The following is a 16950-nucleotide window of genomic DNA, read 5'->3' as shown; positions in this document are numbered from 1 at the left end:
TTGCAGGACGTTGCACGCACGTTTGGCGTGCATCCCAATTATCTTGCACGCGTATTTCACGAGAAATATCATGTGACGCCAAAACAGTATTTGCAGGGCATGAAGCTCAAAAAGGCATGCTATCTGCTGCGCACGACCGATCTGCCTATCTCAGTGATTGCGCGGTCGATGGGATTTGAAGATCAGCTGGCCTTTTCCAAGCTGTTTAAAAAGTGTTTTGCGGTGTCACCGACCGATTATCGGCAGGAAAAAGAACCTAGGTCAAGTGATTTGGGTGGGCAGTAACGGTTGTGAACTTGTTTGCAGCATGGTTGCAGCTATATACAAAATCTGATTTTACAATCTATCAAGCAGAAATATGGAAGGAAAGTGTGAGAAAACATGAAATCGTTGATGGAGCAAGCAAAAGCGTTAGAACGTGAGCTCAAGAGCCTGAAAGACGACATACATCGTCACCCGGAACTTAGTTTTGAAGAGCGACGCACAACTGCGATTTTGAAAGAAAAACTCACAGCCCTCGGACTGGAAATCATAGATTTGGGCATGGAAACCGGTGTTGTGGCTGTACTTCGCGGCGGATTGCCCGGCGGAACTGTGGCGCTTCGCGCAGATATTGATGCGATTGCACAGCAGGAAGCCGCGCATGAGGGCGTCGTGTCGTGTATTGATGGCGTGATGCACGGCTGCGGACATGATTTCCACACGGTGGGACTGTACGGCGCGGCGAAATTGCTGTCGCAGAACCGGGAAACATTAAAAGGAACCGTGGTTTTCCTGTTCCAACCGGCAGAAGAGGTGACGCAGGGCGCACAGGCGATGATTGACCATGGCCTGTTCGATCAGCTGCCCAGTCAGCCGCAGCTTTTATTTGGCCTGCACAATCGTCCGGAACTGCCAGCGGGCACCATTGCGGTGATGGAAGGACCGGTCATGGCCGGTAAATGTCATTTTACAATCACGCTGCATGGCCGTTCGGGACACGGTGGTTCTCCGCATAAATGTACCGATGTCATCGTTACCGGAGCCGCGATCGTTAACGCAGTACAGACGATCGTGAGCAGAAATATTGATCCTCTGGACAGTCTGGTGTGCTCTGTTCTTTCCATTCATGCCGGTACACCGGATAATTTTGTCCCCGATGTTTTGACCATGACGGGCAGCATTCGGTCGCACAGTGATGCGGCGCAAGCATGCGCACAAGGCCGGTTAAAGGAGATTGCGTGCGGGATCGCAGCTGCATACGGCTGTACTGCGGAGGTGGAGTTCCATCCGGGTGTCCCTGCCACGGTGAACTCGACGTATATGACCGGTTTAGCGAGAAAGGCAGCCGAAGAGCTGGTCGGTGCCGATCAAATTGTAAGCCCGAGACCGGATATGGGCTCTGAAGATTTCGCTGTTTTCGGTCAGCATATCCCTTCGTTCTTCTACTGGCTGGGTTCTGGATTTCAAGGCCGCAAGAATGCCTGCTGGCACAATGAGCACTTTGAAACCGACGACAGTGCGCTGCCGTTGGCAGCGGCTTTGCTCGCAAATTCGGCCATCGTAGGGCTGGATGCGTTGGCAAACGACAGCAACTGACCGGAAGTGGGTTGCGCTAATATTTAATTCTGTCAAAAGGACAAAAAAATCCCCGTATCTTTCGATACGGGGATTTTTCGTGGTGCCGCCAGCGGGAATCGAACCCGCACACTATTTCTAGCGAGGGATTTTAAGTTTCTCGGGGTGCATCCGGTGCTTGCGGCAAGATGTCGAATGAATGTGTGAAAAATAGTTGATTGACCGGAATATACCGGATTTTTCTCGGGGAAATGTTCAATTTATGAACCGAGTGAGGAATCGGTCGATCTGCACTTTTACAGCAAATTTTTGTCCTTTGTTAGAAAACTGTTAGAAGAAAAATCGATGTTTACATGACCACCTGATACTTGGTTCGCGTAGAAAATTTGGTAGCACGCAATAGACCGAGCTCGGTAAATTTGAGGACAAAGCCGCGGATGGTGGCATAGGCCGCATTGCCGAAATCCTTTTCCAACTGCTTGGTGGAAAACGGCTGATCGGCATAGGCGGTCAGGACAAATTGCCAGAGCGCGTGTTCCTTTTCGGTGATCTTACCATTTTGCAGTGCTCGGCGGAAAGTGTCGGTGGTGACACGGTCAGGCTGTTCGCTGCGGAGCTTGTGATAGACTTCCTCGGTGAAGTAGAGCAGGAAGGGAGTCACGTCCAGTACACCGCTGATCCGGGCATTCTGTTCCACCAGTGAAAAAGCATCATAATATTTCTTGCGGCTGCGCTCGATATATTCGGAGAGCGGAACAAACAGGGCAGAGGAGTAGCCCTGCTGTACCAGATACCATAAATGAAGCAGACGCGCCATGCGCCCGTTGCCATCAAAATATGGATGTAGGTAGGCGAGGTAAAAGTGGATCAAAGCAGCCTTCCAAAGATCATTGATCGAAGAGTCCTGCTGGATGAACGCAACCAGCTGCTCCATATAGCTGGCGAGCTTATTCCAAGGCAGACCGGTATGTTCCAGCTTGTCACCGACGATATAGACATGATCGTGACGGTATCGCTGTCCGGGTAAGAGTTGATCTTCTTCGGGTAGAAATGCACCGATGACCATCTGATAGAGCTGGTAAATGGTCTCTTCACTGATTTTGTTGTTGGGGTCGGCGATAAACTCCAAACCACGCTTCATGCCATAAATGCGCTGTTCCCGTTCGTTGGTCGGTGCATATCCGGATAAAATCCTGCGCACGCTGCTGCGAGAAGTGTCAATCTGCTCGATGGTAAAGGTCGATAAGATTTCACGTTCCATCGCCTGTGTGCCGTACAGCTGTGCACTGTTTTGCGGTGTGAGTAAGATTTTTGCGGCGGATAACCGTAACTGTGCAGCATTTTCCAGATAGACGACCGGATTGCCGTGGAAATCGTAAAGCGGCAGCGATCGATAGAAACCGTCTTGTAAGAGCGCAATGAATTCCGAAAGATCGGCTTGCGGATACTTGTATTTTAACTTTTTCAGATGAACAAGCATCGGGTCGGAAAGCATTTTTGCAAACAGTGCGGCATCCATCCAAATCACCTCTGATGTAAAACAGTATCAGTTTATATCAGTATACCCCAAAGCGGGGAAATAGGCAAGGGGGATGATTATTCCAGCGATTGCTGCACGAATGCTTCGAGCGCGGCGAGCGGGATACGATATTCCCGCCCGACCTTGAGTGCAGCCAGCTCTCCATTTTGAATCATACGCCGCACCTGCACCCGACTGGTCTGGAGCAGTGCCGCGACCTCCTTGACACTCAGCAAGCGATTCATGCCCACGGATCTTCCTCCCTGACATTCGAGTCGTGATTGCGACCTTCGTAATACAGCAAGTTGTGCAGACGGCAGATGTCGTACTTGACAAAGCCGTACACACCGATCTCATTTCGGCGGGGCTGTACATTGTGCGTCTCACATGCAGCTTTCAGCTCGCTTTTACTCATCTCAAAGAGTTCACAAGTGCCCTTGATGGTATAAAACTCTTCCAACTGTTTGTAGTTAATGTATGGGACTGACATAAAAAGCCTCCTAATAAGATGATTTACGATCCTGCAAAGCGGTGTTTTCATCACACGCTATTTGCATTCACGTTATATCACTGTTACCCATTTGAATTTATAATTTGTTGCGATTTCTGCAAGAATCCTAGTATTATGGCACAATTATTTCATTTTCTGGTATGGAATCACAACCTCACCTTCCGAAATCATCCGAAGCAAGGACACCGGTCCGGGAATCTGCTGGGCGCAGAAGTTCTTCCATAACGGGATGGGGCTGAAACCCAGTCTATGTACTTTTCGGAGCAGATCTTCTACCAAAAAGCCTTCCGACTGCATTTCCTCCAATGCCTGATCGACCGACTGCTTGCGCTGCATTCTATGGGTAAGTTCTAACATTGTCTGTTTGATCTGATCTTCGTATTTCGAGCCTGTAATCCGTTTCTCAATCTCCTCGATCTGGCAAAACTGAACATCGGCAAAGCACTGCTCGAAGTGTTTGCAGATACGTTTTTCACTTTTCTGTATCAAAAACCACAATAATTCACTCGGATTATCGGTACCCAGCTTCTTTTCCAATCCACGCAGTACAGAACGCTGATACTGCACCTCAAATCGCAGCACACCCTCGGGTAAATCCTCGTAATCAACTCGCAAACCTTGTTCGGTTGCCTGGTAGGTCTTGTCATAAATGACGAGGCTATGGGTACCGCATTGAAACTTGATGTAATGCTTGTTGTACTTGTTCGCCTTCTTTTTGTCCTTTTCTTTGCGAGACACGCGCTTATACTTTGGCGGTGTAGGTAGTTTTCGCAATACACGGACAACCTCGCGGAAGATCTTCTTATGATCACAGCGCATATTGACGCACAGATCCACCCGACTAAGGTAATAGTCATCCAGCTGGTCATTAAAGGCTGATTGCTCTAAAAGTGCATGAAACGCTGTTTGCAGCTCGGTGATACTGGACTTTTCAGGTGGGAAAATACCAATGTAGGATGCATTCGGATCGATGACTTTGCGTGGATTGACCACCATGCGAACATAGTAACCGCGGCTGTCCTCTTGATCGTGTGCGTGCTCCAAGGTAATGCGTAGACCATTTGCTTCATACTGTGATACCCGATGTACACCTTTTGACTCTTGATAAATACAAATCTTGGAAGAAATCTGATTCTGATCGTACAGTTTTTCTTTGCAGTGATTCCATTCACTCTTTGTCAGTCTTCTGGATATTTCAAAGGTATGGATGGAAAATCCGTCTGCTTCTAACTCAAAACGCGCTTTTCTTGTCACAATCTTACTCATTTCAAACAGTCCTTTTTTTGCTGAAATATTGTTTATTGAACTGTCTGATCTGTGTGTAAAAAAATACCCCCTTATTTCTGTGCTATAACATAGGAATAAGAAGGTATTTGAGGATTTTTATGTGCTTTTATGTGTGGATTTGTTTGAAATACAATAGGGATTTGCTATAGAGATGTTTATAGACAAATTCCTAAATTGATTGTATCAGGATTTTCCACAGGCTGTGTATAATAAAAGATTGAGTAGCGTGATTCCTAACAGCGTATCAAAAGCAAAATGGTGGATATTTTTTTGTCACTCCACCCGCATCAGCGTGCAGGGCGATCCGTCCCAAGACATAAAGGGCAGGCGGCTGCCCGAGACGCCCGGACCGATCACCAGCTCCATGCCGCTCGGGCTGATGAGTACGGGATAGATGTCATGTACTTCTCGCGGGAGATGCGCGTTTGTCGTGTCATAGGGATAGTCGTAAGGGCTGCTCGTGATGAGAGACATTTCAAAGGCTACGTCGCTGGGGCCATCCATCACTGTTTGGATCGACCAGGTTCCGTTCCACGTCCCGACTTGTTCAAAGCCTTGACCGTCCGCCCTTTTCCGGTCTGCGTACAGTACAAAACTGCCGTTGGTGTCGCTGTTTGAATAGAGCCACAGGCTGAAGTCGGTGTTTGGGACGGGATCGTTTGCAGTCGTCTGGATGATCCAGCCTTCTCCGGCGGGTGAGGCGTTGGGATCGCCGCCGAGTACGATTGCCTTTGGGCCGCCGTAACCGTCGGCGAGCCAAGGCGCAAGACTGGGGTCAGCGCTTCGCCAGCCGTACTCGGTAAAGTCAAAGCAAAGGTTTGCTCCGCTTTCCGCGGTACAGGGCACAAGATAGCTCATCGCATCGAAGGACGGATACCACTGGCAGGTATTTCCCTGACTGTCGGTCACATGGATCAGGGTGTCATCCTCGTAGGCCACGCCGTCGAGGTTGGCAAAGAGCAGCACCGGCTCGCCCGATTCCGAACGGTAGACGGTTTCGGTGATTTCTTCTCTCCGAGCCTGTTCATTCCAGCGGACGCTCCAGCAGACGCGATTGATTGCGAGTGAGGCGTTTGGGTCGAGCGGGACGATGCAGTACAAATGTCCTGTATTGCCGATGATGTGGTTGGCATCGATTTCGGCCATAAAGGGATATTTGAGTACCATTGCAGGGTTGAGCGCCTGCAGCCACTGGGAGGATCCAGCCTCAAAGGGAGTATCCACATAGCCCAGATAAGCGGCGCCGAACATTGTCTGCGGGAAGCTCATTCTGTCGCGCAGCGATAGCAGAGACTGCTGCCCTGCTGCCGAAACGGTACTCTGCGGCGGGTTTGCGCTTGCAGATGGACTGTACATGGCGGCCTTTTGTACCGTTTCATCCGGTGCGGTATTCTTGTCGGGAGGTGGATTCTGCGGGCGGACTGGTGCATCCGCTGTTTCCGTGCCGCTGTCTGGTTGCTGTGATTTGAGCATGCCGAGCATTTCCTGCGGAGTCATTGCACAGGCACATTGCGATGACAGTATGGCAAGTCCCAGAGCGAGCGCGGCGATTTGCTTGCATATTCGATATCTCATGATTGCGCCTCCTTTCAGCTGCTTGTCACGGATGGATACGGTTCCAGGTCTCGCCGTTTGCGGTCTTGGTGTAATCATGGCCGTTCGCAGCTTCCATTACATACCAGTAAGCCCAATGGCTCTCGGTCATGTCGCGGAAGGTGCGCAGCTGCGCAAGATGGCTGCGAATGTAGCTTTGGTCTGCGGTACGTTCAAGCAGACGGCAGGTAACAGCCGCCACCTCAGCGCGAACGATTGGGTTTTCCAGTCGGAAGGTACCGTCACTGTAGCCATTGACCCAGCCGCGGGTGGCTGCAAAGTTGATGTACTTGGCTGCCCAATGGGTCGGGGGAACGTCTGTAAAGCTCTTGGTGCCTTCGGTCAGTTTTTCAAATCGAGTGGCAATGGCAGAGAACTCTGCGCGGGTCACAGGGGCATCGGGACGGAAGCTGCCGTCGGAATAGCCGGTAATGATGCCGAATTGCTGCATAAATCCGATGTGGTTGGCAGCCCAGTGGCTCGGCGGCACATCGCTGAAGGTGTTGGCGTAGGTTTTGTCTGCCTCGATCTGCTCGGTGATCAGACGGGAGAACATGGTGGTCACTTCGGCGCGGGTCATGTTCAGTTCCGGGCCGAATGTGCCGTCGCTGTAACCCACCAGGAAGGTAAAGTGGTCATCGCGGTTGAGCGTAACAGCCTTGCGGTTGACAAAGGTGATCGGGGTGTAGGTTTTGCCGCCGGTGGTCACATGAGAGCCATTGACGGTGAGTTCATAGCTCTGATCGGACTTTACGTAGCCGCTCGGTGCGCTTTCCTCCAGCAGGGTGTACGAACCGCTGGCGACGTTGTCAAACCGGATTTCCCCGCGGGTGTTGGAGACTGCCTTGTACATGGTGTCACCGCGGCTGTTTTTCAGCACAAAAGCCGCATCGGCGAGAGGAGTACCGAGAGCATCGGTCTTTTTCGCCGTGATCACAGCGCCGGAGGTGCTGGTGTAGGTGTTCTCGAAGGTCATCCGGCTGACCGGTGTCCTGCCGTCCGTATAAAATTCGTGATTGTTTTCGGTGTGCGACCGTTCAGCAGGGTAGATGACCAGCTTTCTGCCGCCGAAGAAGTCGTAATCGGGCACCACATGCCACACGGCATCGGAATACGTCCAGTCTGCGGCACCGGTGTTTTTCTCCCGGACGTAAAAGCCCTCGCAGACAAGAGCTTCCACCATATCCGTCGGACCGGAGATGGTCAGCGTACCCTTGTAATCGCCCGCACCGTTGGTCGTGACCGTCGCGGTATAGAGGTCATCATAATCGGTCAGACTGCTGACACCGACATTGAAGATTTCCAGCGCAAATGCCTGACGGCCGGGTGCGGCGCTGCCGCCCTGCTTTACCGTCTTGGTGAAGGGAAGCTCGTAACGGCTCTCGCTGTAAGAATAGATGTTGGTGTAGCTGGCGTAGTCTTGTCGGCCATCATTGCCGCGGCTGTGAAGTTGTATGTTAAGTTGTTCGGTGGCCGGCGTGTAGTTAAAGGTGACAGCCCATGCGTTGGAAGCATAGGTCCATCCGGGTTTGCCGTCATCCTTTACGGTCAGATAGAATGTTTTGTCATACGAGACCGGCGTACCCGAGATCGTATTCCAGCCGTTGTTGGAAGAGATCATGGTGCGGTCAATCTGAACCGGAATCATCTTTTGGAATGTGCCGGTGCCTTTGGTCGGGATAGACAACGAATCCTTGAGCGTAATGCCATAGAATTCCGGATCATGCACTTCCTGCGCGGAATCTTCGAGTTCAAATGCAAAGGTTTCTGCGGGAGGTGTCTTCGCACCGTCCTGCTCCACGGTCAGTTCGATGACCAGCTGCGTGGAAATCAGGTCGTCTGCCGCCAGTGCCGCGGCGGGAAATATGCCCAGAACCATCATGAGGCTGAGCAGAAGGCTCAGAATGAACCTGCCTGCGCGTGTTGTTTGCGTTTTCATACTGTTTCATCTCCTTTTGTGTCTGCCTGAGCCGGTAATTTCGTTTCTGCGCAATATTGCTTTTTGCTGGTGGATGCCGTCCAACGGCTCGCCTTTGTAATAAAGTTTTCTTTTATCCGGGACATCGATGACTTTGTGATCGCATAGGCAAAAAGGTCGGGCAGACAGAGCTGAGTGTGCAGGAAAGAGCGTTCACAGATTTCCCTCCGTTCCCAAATCGTGAAATTGCTCCCACCCCATTTGGGGCGGGAGCAATCCCATAGGTTGATTTATTTTGTTTGCAGGACGGACATTCCAGCCGTTTTATCGGCGCACTGCGGTCACGATGCCATTTCAGTCGGTCCGACGATGTCCGGCATGGGCTTTCCGGCCTGAATCAGCGGCAGATACCAGTCATGGTAGTAGTAGGGGAGATCTTCCGCTTTGGCATCATCCCAAGAGGTTCCCCACGGACGCAGGAACATGTCATAGATGAATTGATCGTCACCGTTTTCGTAGCTGCCGCTGATGTGGATCATGTCTGTGTACTCCGACAGACCGGGGTCAACAATCCAGTCTGCGTGCTCCAGCGCGATATCCATGAACGTCCCGCCCTCGGACATCATCGTGCCATGGGTGCCGACACCGGCGCTGTTCAGACTGACCGAAGCGGAAACCATAGGCTCGGCTTTGGTGTAGTCCTCATCCCAGAGGGTGACTGTGCCGGTGCCGTTCGCGCCGATATCAATGGTGCCGCAGACATCCCACCATGCACTTTCCAGATCTTCATAAGCGCCCCAGCAGCCGGTCATTGTCCACCAGCCGTACCAGTCGCCATTCCACCAGTCAAGCTCTCCGGCTGCGTCCGATGCGGTTTGGGTCGCTGTCGCTTCGGCTGATGCCGCTGCTGGTTCAGTTGGTGCGGCTGCAGGTTCAGCCGATTCCCGGCTGAGGGTGGACGGGTCGATGGTAATGGTGCCGTCTTTACCGCCGAGCAGCGGCTCAAAATGCGCTTCAACTGTGTCCGTCGTGTTCTTCAGGGCAAAACAGGTCTGAATTTCAAGCGTCGTGCCCGGATCAACCTCCGAGAACTGACTGTCGTTGAGTCCGCTCAGGGAATCATCGATAAAGACTGTGGTGAACTCCAGTTCTTCGTCGCCCTGTGTGACCGTTTCGACGATGGTCCAGAGATACGAAGTGCTTTCCTCGCTGTTGTTTGTGAAGTCTAACGTCATCACAAGGGCATCGTTGCCGTCGGCATCGGTCATGATGCACGCGTCTTTGAAAAGGAGTTGATAATCTCCGAGTTCAAGCAGATTGGGGTCAGCTGTTTTGCCCTTGCCGCAGGCGGCAAAGCTGAACAGCATCAGCACTGCAAGAAGTATACAAAACAGCCTTGAGCGTTTCATGTATAACCCTCCTTTGTCAGAAGCCGCTAAGTTTGAAAGCAACCAGCTCCTCTGCGGATTTGTCCGCACGGGTTTCGGTCATGATGGCCAGAATGCTGCCATCGGCCAGCTTGGCGCCGCCGCAGAACCAGGGGTAGCTTGTGCCGAACAGATCGCTGTCATCTACTGCGCCAATATAGGTGCCGTCCTTCGCCCACAGCACGACCTCACGCATATTGCCGTCCAGAGCAAGGTAGCCGTTTGCGGTCTCGGCAATAAAGGTGATGCTGCCCAGACCGCCGCCGTCGGCATCTGTCAGTGTTTTCTGCAAGGTGCCCTGCGCGTCATAAATAAATACCTTCTGATCGCCGGTGTTTACATCAGAGCCGCAGACGTAGATATGGTTTTCATCGACGAGAATGCGTCTGACCAGATCGACTTCCTTAAAGGTGAGCGGCTGGGTCTGGATACCGCCGCCCGACAGCGTGATCTTCTCGCACTCGGCGTCAGAGAACCAGCTGACACCCCATGTGCCGGACGGATGCATGGCAACATGATCGGGACCATCATAGGATGCCGTCTGCTTGCCATCCTTCCAGCTGATCAGTGGTGCCATAAAGTTAGAAAGCCAGATGGTTCCGTTGGTATCGATCGAAATATCTTCGTAGTCCTCGCTCAGCGCAATATCTTCGGCAAATTTCAGGGACGTACCGTCATAATCGTAGCGCTGGAATGCACCGTCGCTCAGCAGAAAGACCTGATTGCCGGAAGCAACGGCTGCATGCTGGAAGGTTTCCTTGGTTATGATGCAGTCGGTGAAGGGAAGCCACTGGCTGCTGAGCGTATGGGTTCCCACCATGACGCTGCGCGGCTCGGCAGAGAAAGGTTCGCCTTCCCAAGACCAAGGACCATCCTCGTTTCCAATATCCTCCAGATTGATCGTCAGCCCGGACAGCAGTTTCTCAACGCGTGCGTCCTCGTGCTCACCGACGATTTCCATCAGAACGGTTGCACTGGCACCCTCTACGCGGTTGAGATAGCGCAGGCACGGGGAACCCCAATAATTTCCTTCTTCCTTGAGACAGTCGATACCGCCCACCGGGGTCAGCTCGTAGGCATTGTTGACCGCGTACTCGTATTCGTCAAAGCCGTAGCTGGTGAGGTAGTCGCGGAAGGAATAGGGGTCCTCGATAGAAACCATGATTTCGGCGGAGATGAGATCATAGTCCGTTCCATCCTTCGGGATGCTCAGAACGATTTTGCAGAAGTCATCATCGTCATAAAAATCGTCCTCCTCGTAGACCCAGCCGTCGGCCTCGTCATAGGTCAGGTCCCATAGGGGAGTCTCAATTGTCTTGGGCGTCTTCATTTCAGCTGCGTTGTCCGATGCGGCTGCTGTGGTGTCTCCGTCGGCCGACTTGGGTTCGGTCGGCTTGTCGCCGCAGGCGGTGAGACCGAACAGCATCAGCGCTGCAAGCAGCAGACTGGTAAACCGTATCTTGTTTTTCATGTCCATTCGCCTCCCTGATGTTTTTTCACTGATTTTTTTCAGTTCGTGACTGTCTGCTTACTTTTTGGTGTTGAAAAACGGAAGCAGCAGCTCGGCCACCTTGCTGATGGGCATGGTCTGCAGGATCACCCGGCCGGGACCTCTGACAACGGTGTTGAAGACGCCTTCGCCGCCGAGCAGCATATTCTTTGCGCCCTTGACCATGACAACATCCATGGTGCAGGTTTCTTCCATTGCCGCCAGATATCCGGTGCTGACCAGCAGCTCCTGACCGGGAGCCAGCTCATATTCGGTTGCATGACCATCGATCTCGATGAATGCGGTGCCGTTTCCACTCAGTTTCTGCATGATGAAGCCTTCGCCGCCGAAGAAGCCAGAACCCAGCTTTTTCTGGAAATGCATGGACAGTTCGACACCTGCTTCGGAAGCAAGGAATGCACTTTTCTGTACGATCATGGAGTGACCGGCGCGGATGTCCAGCGCTTTGATCGCACCCGGGAAGCTCGATGCAAATGCAATCATTCCGTTTCCGCCCTCAGCGGTGTACCTATTCTGGAATGCCGAATCTCCGGACACCAGACGACCCAGCATCTTTTTCACGCCGCCGCCGGTCGTCGTTTCCATACGCATGTTCGGGCTCATCCAGCTCATGCTGCCGCTCTCGGTAATCATGGATTCGCCGGCAGATAATTCACATACGACAACGGGTAAATTTCCACCCAGAATTTCATACTTTCTCATCATGTAGCTCCTTTCATTATGCCTGCTTTTTGCAGATTTACATTGGTTTACAGTTTCCTGTGCACCGCATTTTTAATATCTGTCCACCGGTCTGGCCGACAGAAAGATTGTCAGGCGTTGACCGCGCCGCCGCAGAATTCGCAGCAGCCGCTGGCATCCGGAATGGTCGTTGCGCCGCAGTACGGACAGGTGACTGCTGCCTTGGGCGCTGCGGCTGCGGCCGCCTCCTCGCGTGCCTGCTGTCTGACCTGAAGCAGTGCTTCGCGAATCTCCCGGCCCATCTCCTCATATTGCTGATATTCCACACTGGCACGAACTTCCTCCGCATTGGAGGTTAGGGCACCACCGATTTTGGAACGGAGCATGCCGCACATATCGTTCGGTCCATCCAGCAGGGTTTCTGCGTCATTGTCCACAGAGGAACTGTTGAGCTGGAAGCGGATCTCGTTGAAGTAGGGGTTATTGACGTTGATGACGATGTAGAAGTCGTAAGAATAGGCATATCGCTTGGGGGAGAAGCTCTGTCGTTCGCCTTCGGCATCGGTGTATTCAATTTCCGTTTTGCTCTCGTCGATATCCAGTTTGCAGCCGGTCACATCAGAGAAGGACAATACATCTGGATTGGCCTCTTCCAGATTTCTGGCAGAGGTGACCATAAACAGGCCTGCGTCCTCGTCCAGAAGTACCTTTGTGCGCTCGCCCAGCGTGCGGGTGACGTGGAACGAGGCCACTTTTTCCTGATTTGCCTCGCGATAAGCCAGCTGCTCCTCAATCTCTGCTACCGTGCTTTGACGGCGATCGCTGAACCACGGAGACAGCTTTTTGGCACAATTTTTGCAGAGATTTCCATCTTCCAGTTTGCGGTTGCCCAGCAATCCGATTTTTTCACCGCAAATATTGCAGTATTTCTTATCGAAAAAGCCCATTTAAATCTTCCTCCTTTGTATTTTTGGTGCAGTTTTCAGCTGCGCTGTATGTACGCTTTCATTTGGTGTTCAGCACCGCGCCGAAGATGTACAGCGCTGGCAGTGCTACACTGGTCAGAATGCTGGGCACATTGAATGCGCCGCTGTTGACCATGTTCATAACCGCGCTCAAGATGCCGAATACGGTAATGATGATGCCCCAGACGATCAGTTTTCCCGCGTGTTCGCGGCTCTTGCTGTATCTGATGCCTTGGATGCCGCCGATCATCTGACAGATGCCGCCGACCATTGTCAGAAACAGCGCAGCCCAATATGCAAGTGTCAGACCGGAGGCTGCACCCAATCCAGCCGCCAGTGCGCCCAATCCGCCCAGAAAGACGCCGGCAAAGATAGAGATTACAGCAGAAATGATCATTAAAACGCCGGTGACTTTTAATAATACGTTTCCTTTCATGATGGTTCCTCCTTTGTTCATTTTATTCTGCGAAGGCGAACGGTAAGGTTTGCTGTCGTCAAGCCGCCGCAGCGGTACGGCGGCCTGTCAGCTTTGTACGCTGCGTCCGATCCATGGGGATTGGCTTGCAGTGCCCAGACTGGGATGATTCTTTTTAGTCACAATAACAGTTCCGGACGTTCAAATCCATTGCATAATTGTGCATTTCAGGCGCTGCTGCCGGGAAATACATCATTTGTTTAGTGCAGAACGCTCGGTTTTGCGCGGTGTTTTTGTGCAAAACAGAAAGATGCGCGATCAATCGCCGGCGTTTCAGAGGATCGAAAAAAGCGGCGGCCCGGAAGTACATGCTTCCAGACCGCCGCTTTATGATGCCCTGACAGGCAAAGGGGACGATTCCGTATTTTGATTGGATAGCGTTTGTGCGTAAGGGTTTCAGGGATTTCTGCTGTTCTCGTCCTGCTGCATCAGGGCGGCATAGCGGAGCAGCTGTTTGAGTGAATTCACGCCCAGCTTGCTGTAAATGTTTTTATTGTGATAGCGCAGGGTACTTTCCTTGATGGCGGCAATCGCAAGAATATCCTTCACGCTTTTGCCGGAGAGGTAATAGGAAAAGATTTTGCGTTCGGTTGGGGTCAACGTATCGATGCCGCGCAGGAACTGCTGATAGTCGGCAGGGTCGACCTCCTGTTTTCTGTCATAGGCGAGGCGGGAAATTTGAGCCTGTGCGGATTCGTATTTTTCCTGTGCTCTGTCGAACGCATCCTGAAGACGTTCTTTTTCGTTTTGCGCCTCCTGTTTTTCCTGCGTCAGGGCAGCGAGCGCACGCTCATGTGCTCGATCCTGTTCGTCCAGGAACGCAAAGAGGTCATCGATTTCCATAATACACGATATTTCGCCGTCTCGGTTTTCAGACTTAATTTTTGCCAAACTTTTCAGGATGGGAGAGATGAACCGGCGGCTGAAATAGAAGCAGCAGACAAGGGTAACAAAAAGCAGCAGCAAGACCAAAAGCGCGGTCTGCATGATGCTTTTAATGATTGCATTGTCGTAATCTTCTTTGGGAATCAGAACAGCCGCGACCAGGGTTTGATTGCGGTAGGAGAGAAAAACCTCCTTCAGAACGCCGATATAGGAATTGGATGCGCCGGAAAACAGAGTCAGCCCGCCGCCCAGATTTTTGACGGAGAGATTGCCATTGGGGGCGAAATAATATCCGTTGGAAACACCGCAGCTCAGTCCGACTTCTGCGTCGAGGATTCCGTTGGTGCCGGTGGTCAGCAGGCAGACCATGCGGGACAGGTTGGTGGGCTGGGTATGGAATGTCTTGAAATAGCTTTGACTGATTTCAAAGCCGCAGAGTCCATAAATTGTCCCATCCTTTCCAATTAGTGGAATGGTCATCAGAACAGCCTGCTCGGAGGTACCGGGAAGAGTGAACAGATCGGTGATTCGATAAGCGGTTTCCAGAGGTGGGGCCGCGTGGGAGAGAAGCTCCTCATAGTTGGGAAATAAGTCGCTCTGAAATTCAAGACGCCATTTTCGGTGCGGGGTGATTCCATAATTTTTTCCTGCGTCTGCCAGCCCGCGGTAGAGAAGCAGACGATCGTCGGCGATTTCATTTCCGGATTTTTGCAGATACAATCCACTGCGGGACAGTTCGGAATGCTCGATATGGGAATTGACGGTCGCGTTGAACAGCACAAAAGCACCCGAGCAGTCGCTTTGCCGCAGCGATTGGCAGAGCGAGCCGATGACATGATTCTGCAGCCCGGCAATGTGAACGGGGGAGTCTGTCAGATGGCTGAAAGGGATGTTCTGCTTTGCCAAATAGTCCTCCAGCAATTCGGTGATCGTCTGAGAAAGATGAATACTCAAAACAGCAGATTTTTCCCAGTAGGAGGTCATATCTCGTTCAAAAACCTCCATCTGCAGCGCGAGGGTCTGCGCGGTTTCCTTTTTGGTGCTGCTGAATCTGCCGCATAAAAACAGGCCGGATGCCAGAGCGGACATCAGGATCGCGGTCAGAAGCAGCATGGAGCCAAATAATCGCCATCTCAAAGACCGGCGGGAATGCTGCAGGTTCGGTAATACACGCATAGGGATCCTCCGGTTTACTGGATAGAGCGAAACAGATTCCAGGTTTCATCGGTTAATCGTGTCAGATCTTCTCCCTGCACAGCTCGCTGATGCAGGGAAGGCAGTATTTGCCGTAGATTTTCATAAAGACGATTTGCTTTGTCGTAGAAGTCGCTTTGAGATGTCTGAACAAACGGGGTGTATGTGTCGCGCATGGTTTTGATGGACTCATAAAGCTCCCGATCGCTCTCTCTGGGAAAGGAATAGGTATCAATCAGATCGAATGCGCCGTTGTTCACTGGCATATAGCCGGTTTCGGTCACAAATTCCAGATTGCGCTGGTTCTCGGTCAGCCAGTGGAGGAAAACAGAGGCTGCTTCGGCCTTCTGTTCGGTTGTTTGATAGGCGGAAAGACCAACGCCGGTTACGGGCATGATGCCTGTGGTACCCGCTGTTTTTGGGAGCGGAAGCACCCGCAGATTGGTGGGTTCAGAGGTATTATCCGGATAGGTTACGGTGTCGTTAAAGTAGAGAATGCCGGCAGTAGAACCGATTCCGGAAAGCGCCTCGCCGGTGGTGAGCTGGGTAGAGGAATATGGATTGGACAGGGAGATATGTCCTTGTACCAGAGGACGCGCAAACCGCGTCCATGCAGTCCGGAGAGACGGATTTTCAAAGTCATACCATCCGTTGTCGGCATACAGGCTGCCGCCCCGTGCCAGCGCATCCATCTCTACATTGTGAAGCAGATAGTCAAAGGCGCAGAATGATTTTCCGTCCGACCATTCATAATATTTGGCAGCAGCATCAAAAAATCCGTTCCAATCGGCAAGGTCGGCGTAGGAGACATCGGTTTCCGCAGAAAAACGATCAAATTGTGAGCCATTTATAAATAAAGTGTAAGAAGATTTGGACACCGGAAAAACAGCCAGATGATCTTCTACGGTACCCTCATCGATAAATTCCTTCACGAAATGAGAGCGTTCTTCGTCGCTGAAGTAATCCTGCCAATCCAGGACATGTTCCACACCAATCTGTTTGATGATGCCGGGGAAGCAGGAGAAAAGATCCGGCATCGATGGAGCGCCGGGTTTATTGGCATGCGCATCTAAAAGCTGCGGGCCGAGGCTGACGCTGTTGGTCACTACGGTAACGTCAATGATGATCCCTTTCTCTTTACCAACCGTCTGGTTAAACTCATCTACAAGACGATTCATAGGGGAGTCCGCCTGTTCGCCATAGACATGCCACATGGTCAGCGCGACAGGGGAATCGGGGGAAAGTGTGGTTTTGCTGTTGCATCCGCTCAAACCGGCCATGCAGAACAGGATGAGCATCCATGCAAATAGTTTCTTCATTTTAACATCCTCCTTGGCGGAACGACCCGCCTTTTTTCCAGTGCTTTTGGTAAAATTTTTGTTTTCCCCTCAATTCGCGGGGGATTGGGGGGGACAAAAACACGGAAAT

The 16950-nt window shown here is 51.9% G+C and carries 15 protein-coding genes; 2 read left to right on the top strand and 13 right to left on the bottom strand.

Annotated elements, in window-relative coordinates; all coding sequences use genetic code 11:
- Together B5D52_RS15035 and B5D52_RS15030 are read left to right on the top strand one after the other, a co-directional pair.
- On the top strand, window positions 1-285 hold a 285-nt coding region (locus tag B5D52_RS15035), incomplete at its 5' end, for a helix-turn-helix domain-containing protein (RefSeq protein WP_143287356.1).
- 96 nt (window positions 286-381) lie between these two features.
- On the top strand, window positions 382-1578 hold the full coding sequence (locus tag B5D52_RS15030) for a M20 metallopeptidase family protein (protein WP_016149094.1): 1197 nt from the start codon (window positions 382-384) through the stop codon (window positions 1576-1578).
- 328 nt (window positions 1579-1906) lie between these two features.
- Here the strand turns inward: B5D52_RS15030 and B5D52_RS15025 are convergent, their stop codons facing one another.
- The 13 genes from B5D52_RS15025 to B5D52_RS14965 form a co-directional block, all read right to left on the bottom strand.
- Window positions 1907-3076, bottom strand: coding sequence for a Fic family protein (locus B5D52_RS15025; RefSeq protein ID WP_016149095.1), 1170 nt, complete (start codon window positions 3074-3076; stop codon window positions 1907-1909).
- A 77-nt stretch (window positions 3077-3153) separates the two neighbouring features.
- Window positions 3154-3321, bottom strand: coding sequence for a helix-turn-helix domain-containing protein (locus B5D52_RS15020; RefSeq protein ID WP_016149096.1), 168 nt, complete (start codon window positions 3319-3321; stop codon window positions 3154-3156).
- Window positions 3318-3566, bottom strand: a complete 249-nt coding sequence (locus B5D52_RS15015) for a hypothetical protein (protein ID WP_016149097.1) — start codon at window positions 3564-3566, stop codon at window positions 3318-3320. The genes B5D52_RS15020 and B5D52_RS15015 overlap by 4 nt, the downstream gene beginning before the upstream one ends.
- A 144-nt stretch (window positions 3567-3710) precedes the next feature.
- Entirely contained in the window at window positions 3711-4853 is a 1143-nt protein-coding gene (locus B5D52_RS15010) for a hypothetical protein (protein WP_016149098.1), read from the bottom strand.
- Between the two features lie 294 nt (window positions 4854-5147).
- Complete coding sequence (locus B5D52_RS15005; RefSeq protein WP_016149099.1) at window positions 5148-6449, bottom strand: hypothetical protein; 1302 nt, start codon at window positions 6447-6449, stop codon at window positions 5148-5150.
- Between the two features lie 25 nt (window positions 6450-6474).
- Entirely contained in the window at window positions 6475-8406 is a 1932-nt protein-coding gene (locus B5D52_RS15000; RefSeq protein ID WP_016149100.1) for an S-layer homology domain-containing protein, read from the bottom strand.
- 320 nt (window positions 8407-8726) lie between these two features.
- Complete coding sequence (locus tag B5D52_RS14995) at window positions 8727-9794, bottom strand: DUF5067 domain-containing protein (RefSeq protein ID WP_016149101.1); 1068 nt, start codon at window positions 9792-9794, stop codon at window positions 8727-8729.
- Between the two features lie 16 nt (window positions 9795-9810).
- Window positions 9811-11283, bottom strand: a complete 1473-nt coding sequence (locus B5D52_RS14990) for a hypothetical protein (protein WP_016149102.1) — start codon at window positions 11281-11283, stop codon at window positions 9811-9813.
- A 57-nt stretch (window positions 11284-11340) separates the two neighbouring features.
- Window positions 11341-12024 (bottom strand): TIGR00266 family protein, encoded by a 684-nt coding sequence (locus B5D52_RS14985; protein WP_016149103.1) that lies wholly within the window; start codon window positions 12022-12024, stop codon window positions 11341-11343.
- Between the two features lie 110 nt (window positions 12025-12134).
- Window positions 12135-12950 (bottom strand): DUF4428 domain-containing protein, encoded by an 816-nt coding sequence (locus B5D52_RS14980; RefSeq protein WP_016149104.1) that lies wholly within the window; start codon window positions 12948-12950, stop codon window positions 12135-12137.
- A 58-nt stretch (window positions 12951-13008) separates the two neighbouring features.
- Window positions 13009-13404 (bottom strand): hypothetical protein, encoded by a 396-nt coding sequence (locus tag B5D52_RS14975; protein WP_016149105.1) that lies wholly within the window; start codon window positions 13402-13404, stop codon window positions 13009-13011.
- A gap of 435 nt (window positions 13405-13839) precedes the next feature.
- Window positions 13840-15465 carry a helix-turn-helix transcriptional regulator gene (locus B5D52_RS14970; RefSeq protein ID WP_178139609.1) on the bottom strand — a complete coding sequence of 542 codons (1626 nt, stop codon included), beginning with the start codon at window positions 15463-15465 and terminating at the stop codon, window positions 13840-13842.
- A 53-nt stretch (window positions 15466-15518) separates the two neighbouring features.
- On the bottom strand, window positions 15519-16841 hold the full coding sequence (locus B5D52_RS14965; protein WP_016149107.1) for an ABC transporter substrate-binding protein: 1323 nt from the start codon (window positions 16839-16841) through the stop codon (window positions 15519-15521).
- Between the last annotated feature and the right edge of the window lie 109 nt (window positions 16842-16950).

It is taken from the genome of Butyricicoccus pullicaecorum DSM 23266 (assembly GCF_900167005.1).
GTDB lineage: Bacteria > Bacillota > Clostridia > Oscillospirales > Butyricicoccaceae > Butyricicoccus > Butyricicoccus pullicaecorum.
This window is presented reverse-complemented; position numbering and strand designations above follow the sequence as displayed.

What these genes read in the sequence shown, in the direction of transcription:
- B5D52_RS15020 (WP_016149096.1), bottom strand. Translation starts at nt 3,321, where the DNA reads ATGAATCGCTTGCTGAGTGTCAAGGAGGTCGCGGCACTGCTCCAGACC.
- B5D52_RS15030 (WP_016149094.1), top strand. Translation starts at nt 382, where the DNA reads ATGAAATCGTTGATGGAGCAAGCAAAAGCGTTAGAACGTGAGCTCAAG.
- B5D52_RS14980 (WP_016149104.1), bottom strand. Translation starts at nt 12,950, where the DNA reads ATGGGCTTTTTCGATAAGAAATACTGCAATATTTGCGGTGAAAAAATC.
- B5D52_RS14990 (WP_016149102.1), bottom strand. Translation starts at nt 11,283, where the DNA reads ATGAAAAACAAGATACGGTTTACCAGTCTGCTGCTTGCAGCGCTGATG.
- B5D52_RS15005 (WP_016149099.1), bottom strand. Translation starts at nt 6,449, where the DNA reads ATGAGATATCGAATATGCAAGCAAATCGCCGCGCTCGCTCTGGGACTT.
- B5D52_RS15010 (WP_016149098.1), bottom strand. Translation starts at nt 4,853, where the DNA reads ATGAGTAAGATTGTGACAAGAAAAGCGCGTTTTGAGTTAGAAGCAGAC.
- B5D52_RS14995 (WP_016149101.1), bottom strand. Translation starts at nt 9,794, where the DNA reads ATGAAACGCTCAAGGCTGTTTTGTATACTTCTTGCAGTGCTGATGCTG.
- B5D52_RS14985 (WP_016149103.1), bottom strand. Translation starts at nt 12,024, where the DNA reads ATGAGAAAGTATGAAATTCTGGGTGGAAATTTACCCGTTGTCGTATGT.
- B5D52_RS14965 (WP_016149107.1), bottom strand. Translation starts at nt 16,841, where the DNA reads ATGAAGAAACTATTTGCATGGATGCTCATCCTGTTCTGCATGGCCGGT.
- B5D52_RS15000 (WP_016149100.1), bottom strand. Translation starts at nt 8,406, where the DNA reads ATGAAAACGCAAACAACACGCGCAGGCAGGTTCATTCTGAGCCTTCTG.
- B5D52_RS15025 (WP_016149095.1), bottom strand. Translation starts at nt 3,076, where the DNA reads ATGGATGCCGCACTGTTTGCAAAAATGCTTTCCGACCCGATGCTTGTT.
- B5D52_RS15015 (WP_016149097.1), bottom strand. Translation starts at nt 3,566, where the DNA reads ATGTCAGTCCCATACATTAACTACAAACAGTTGGAAGAGTTTTATACC.
- B5D52_RS14975 (WP_016149105.1), bottom strand. Translation starts at nt 13,404, where the DNA reads ATGAAAGGAAACGTATTATTAAAAGTCACCGGCGTTTTAATGATCATT.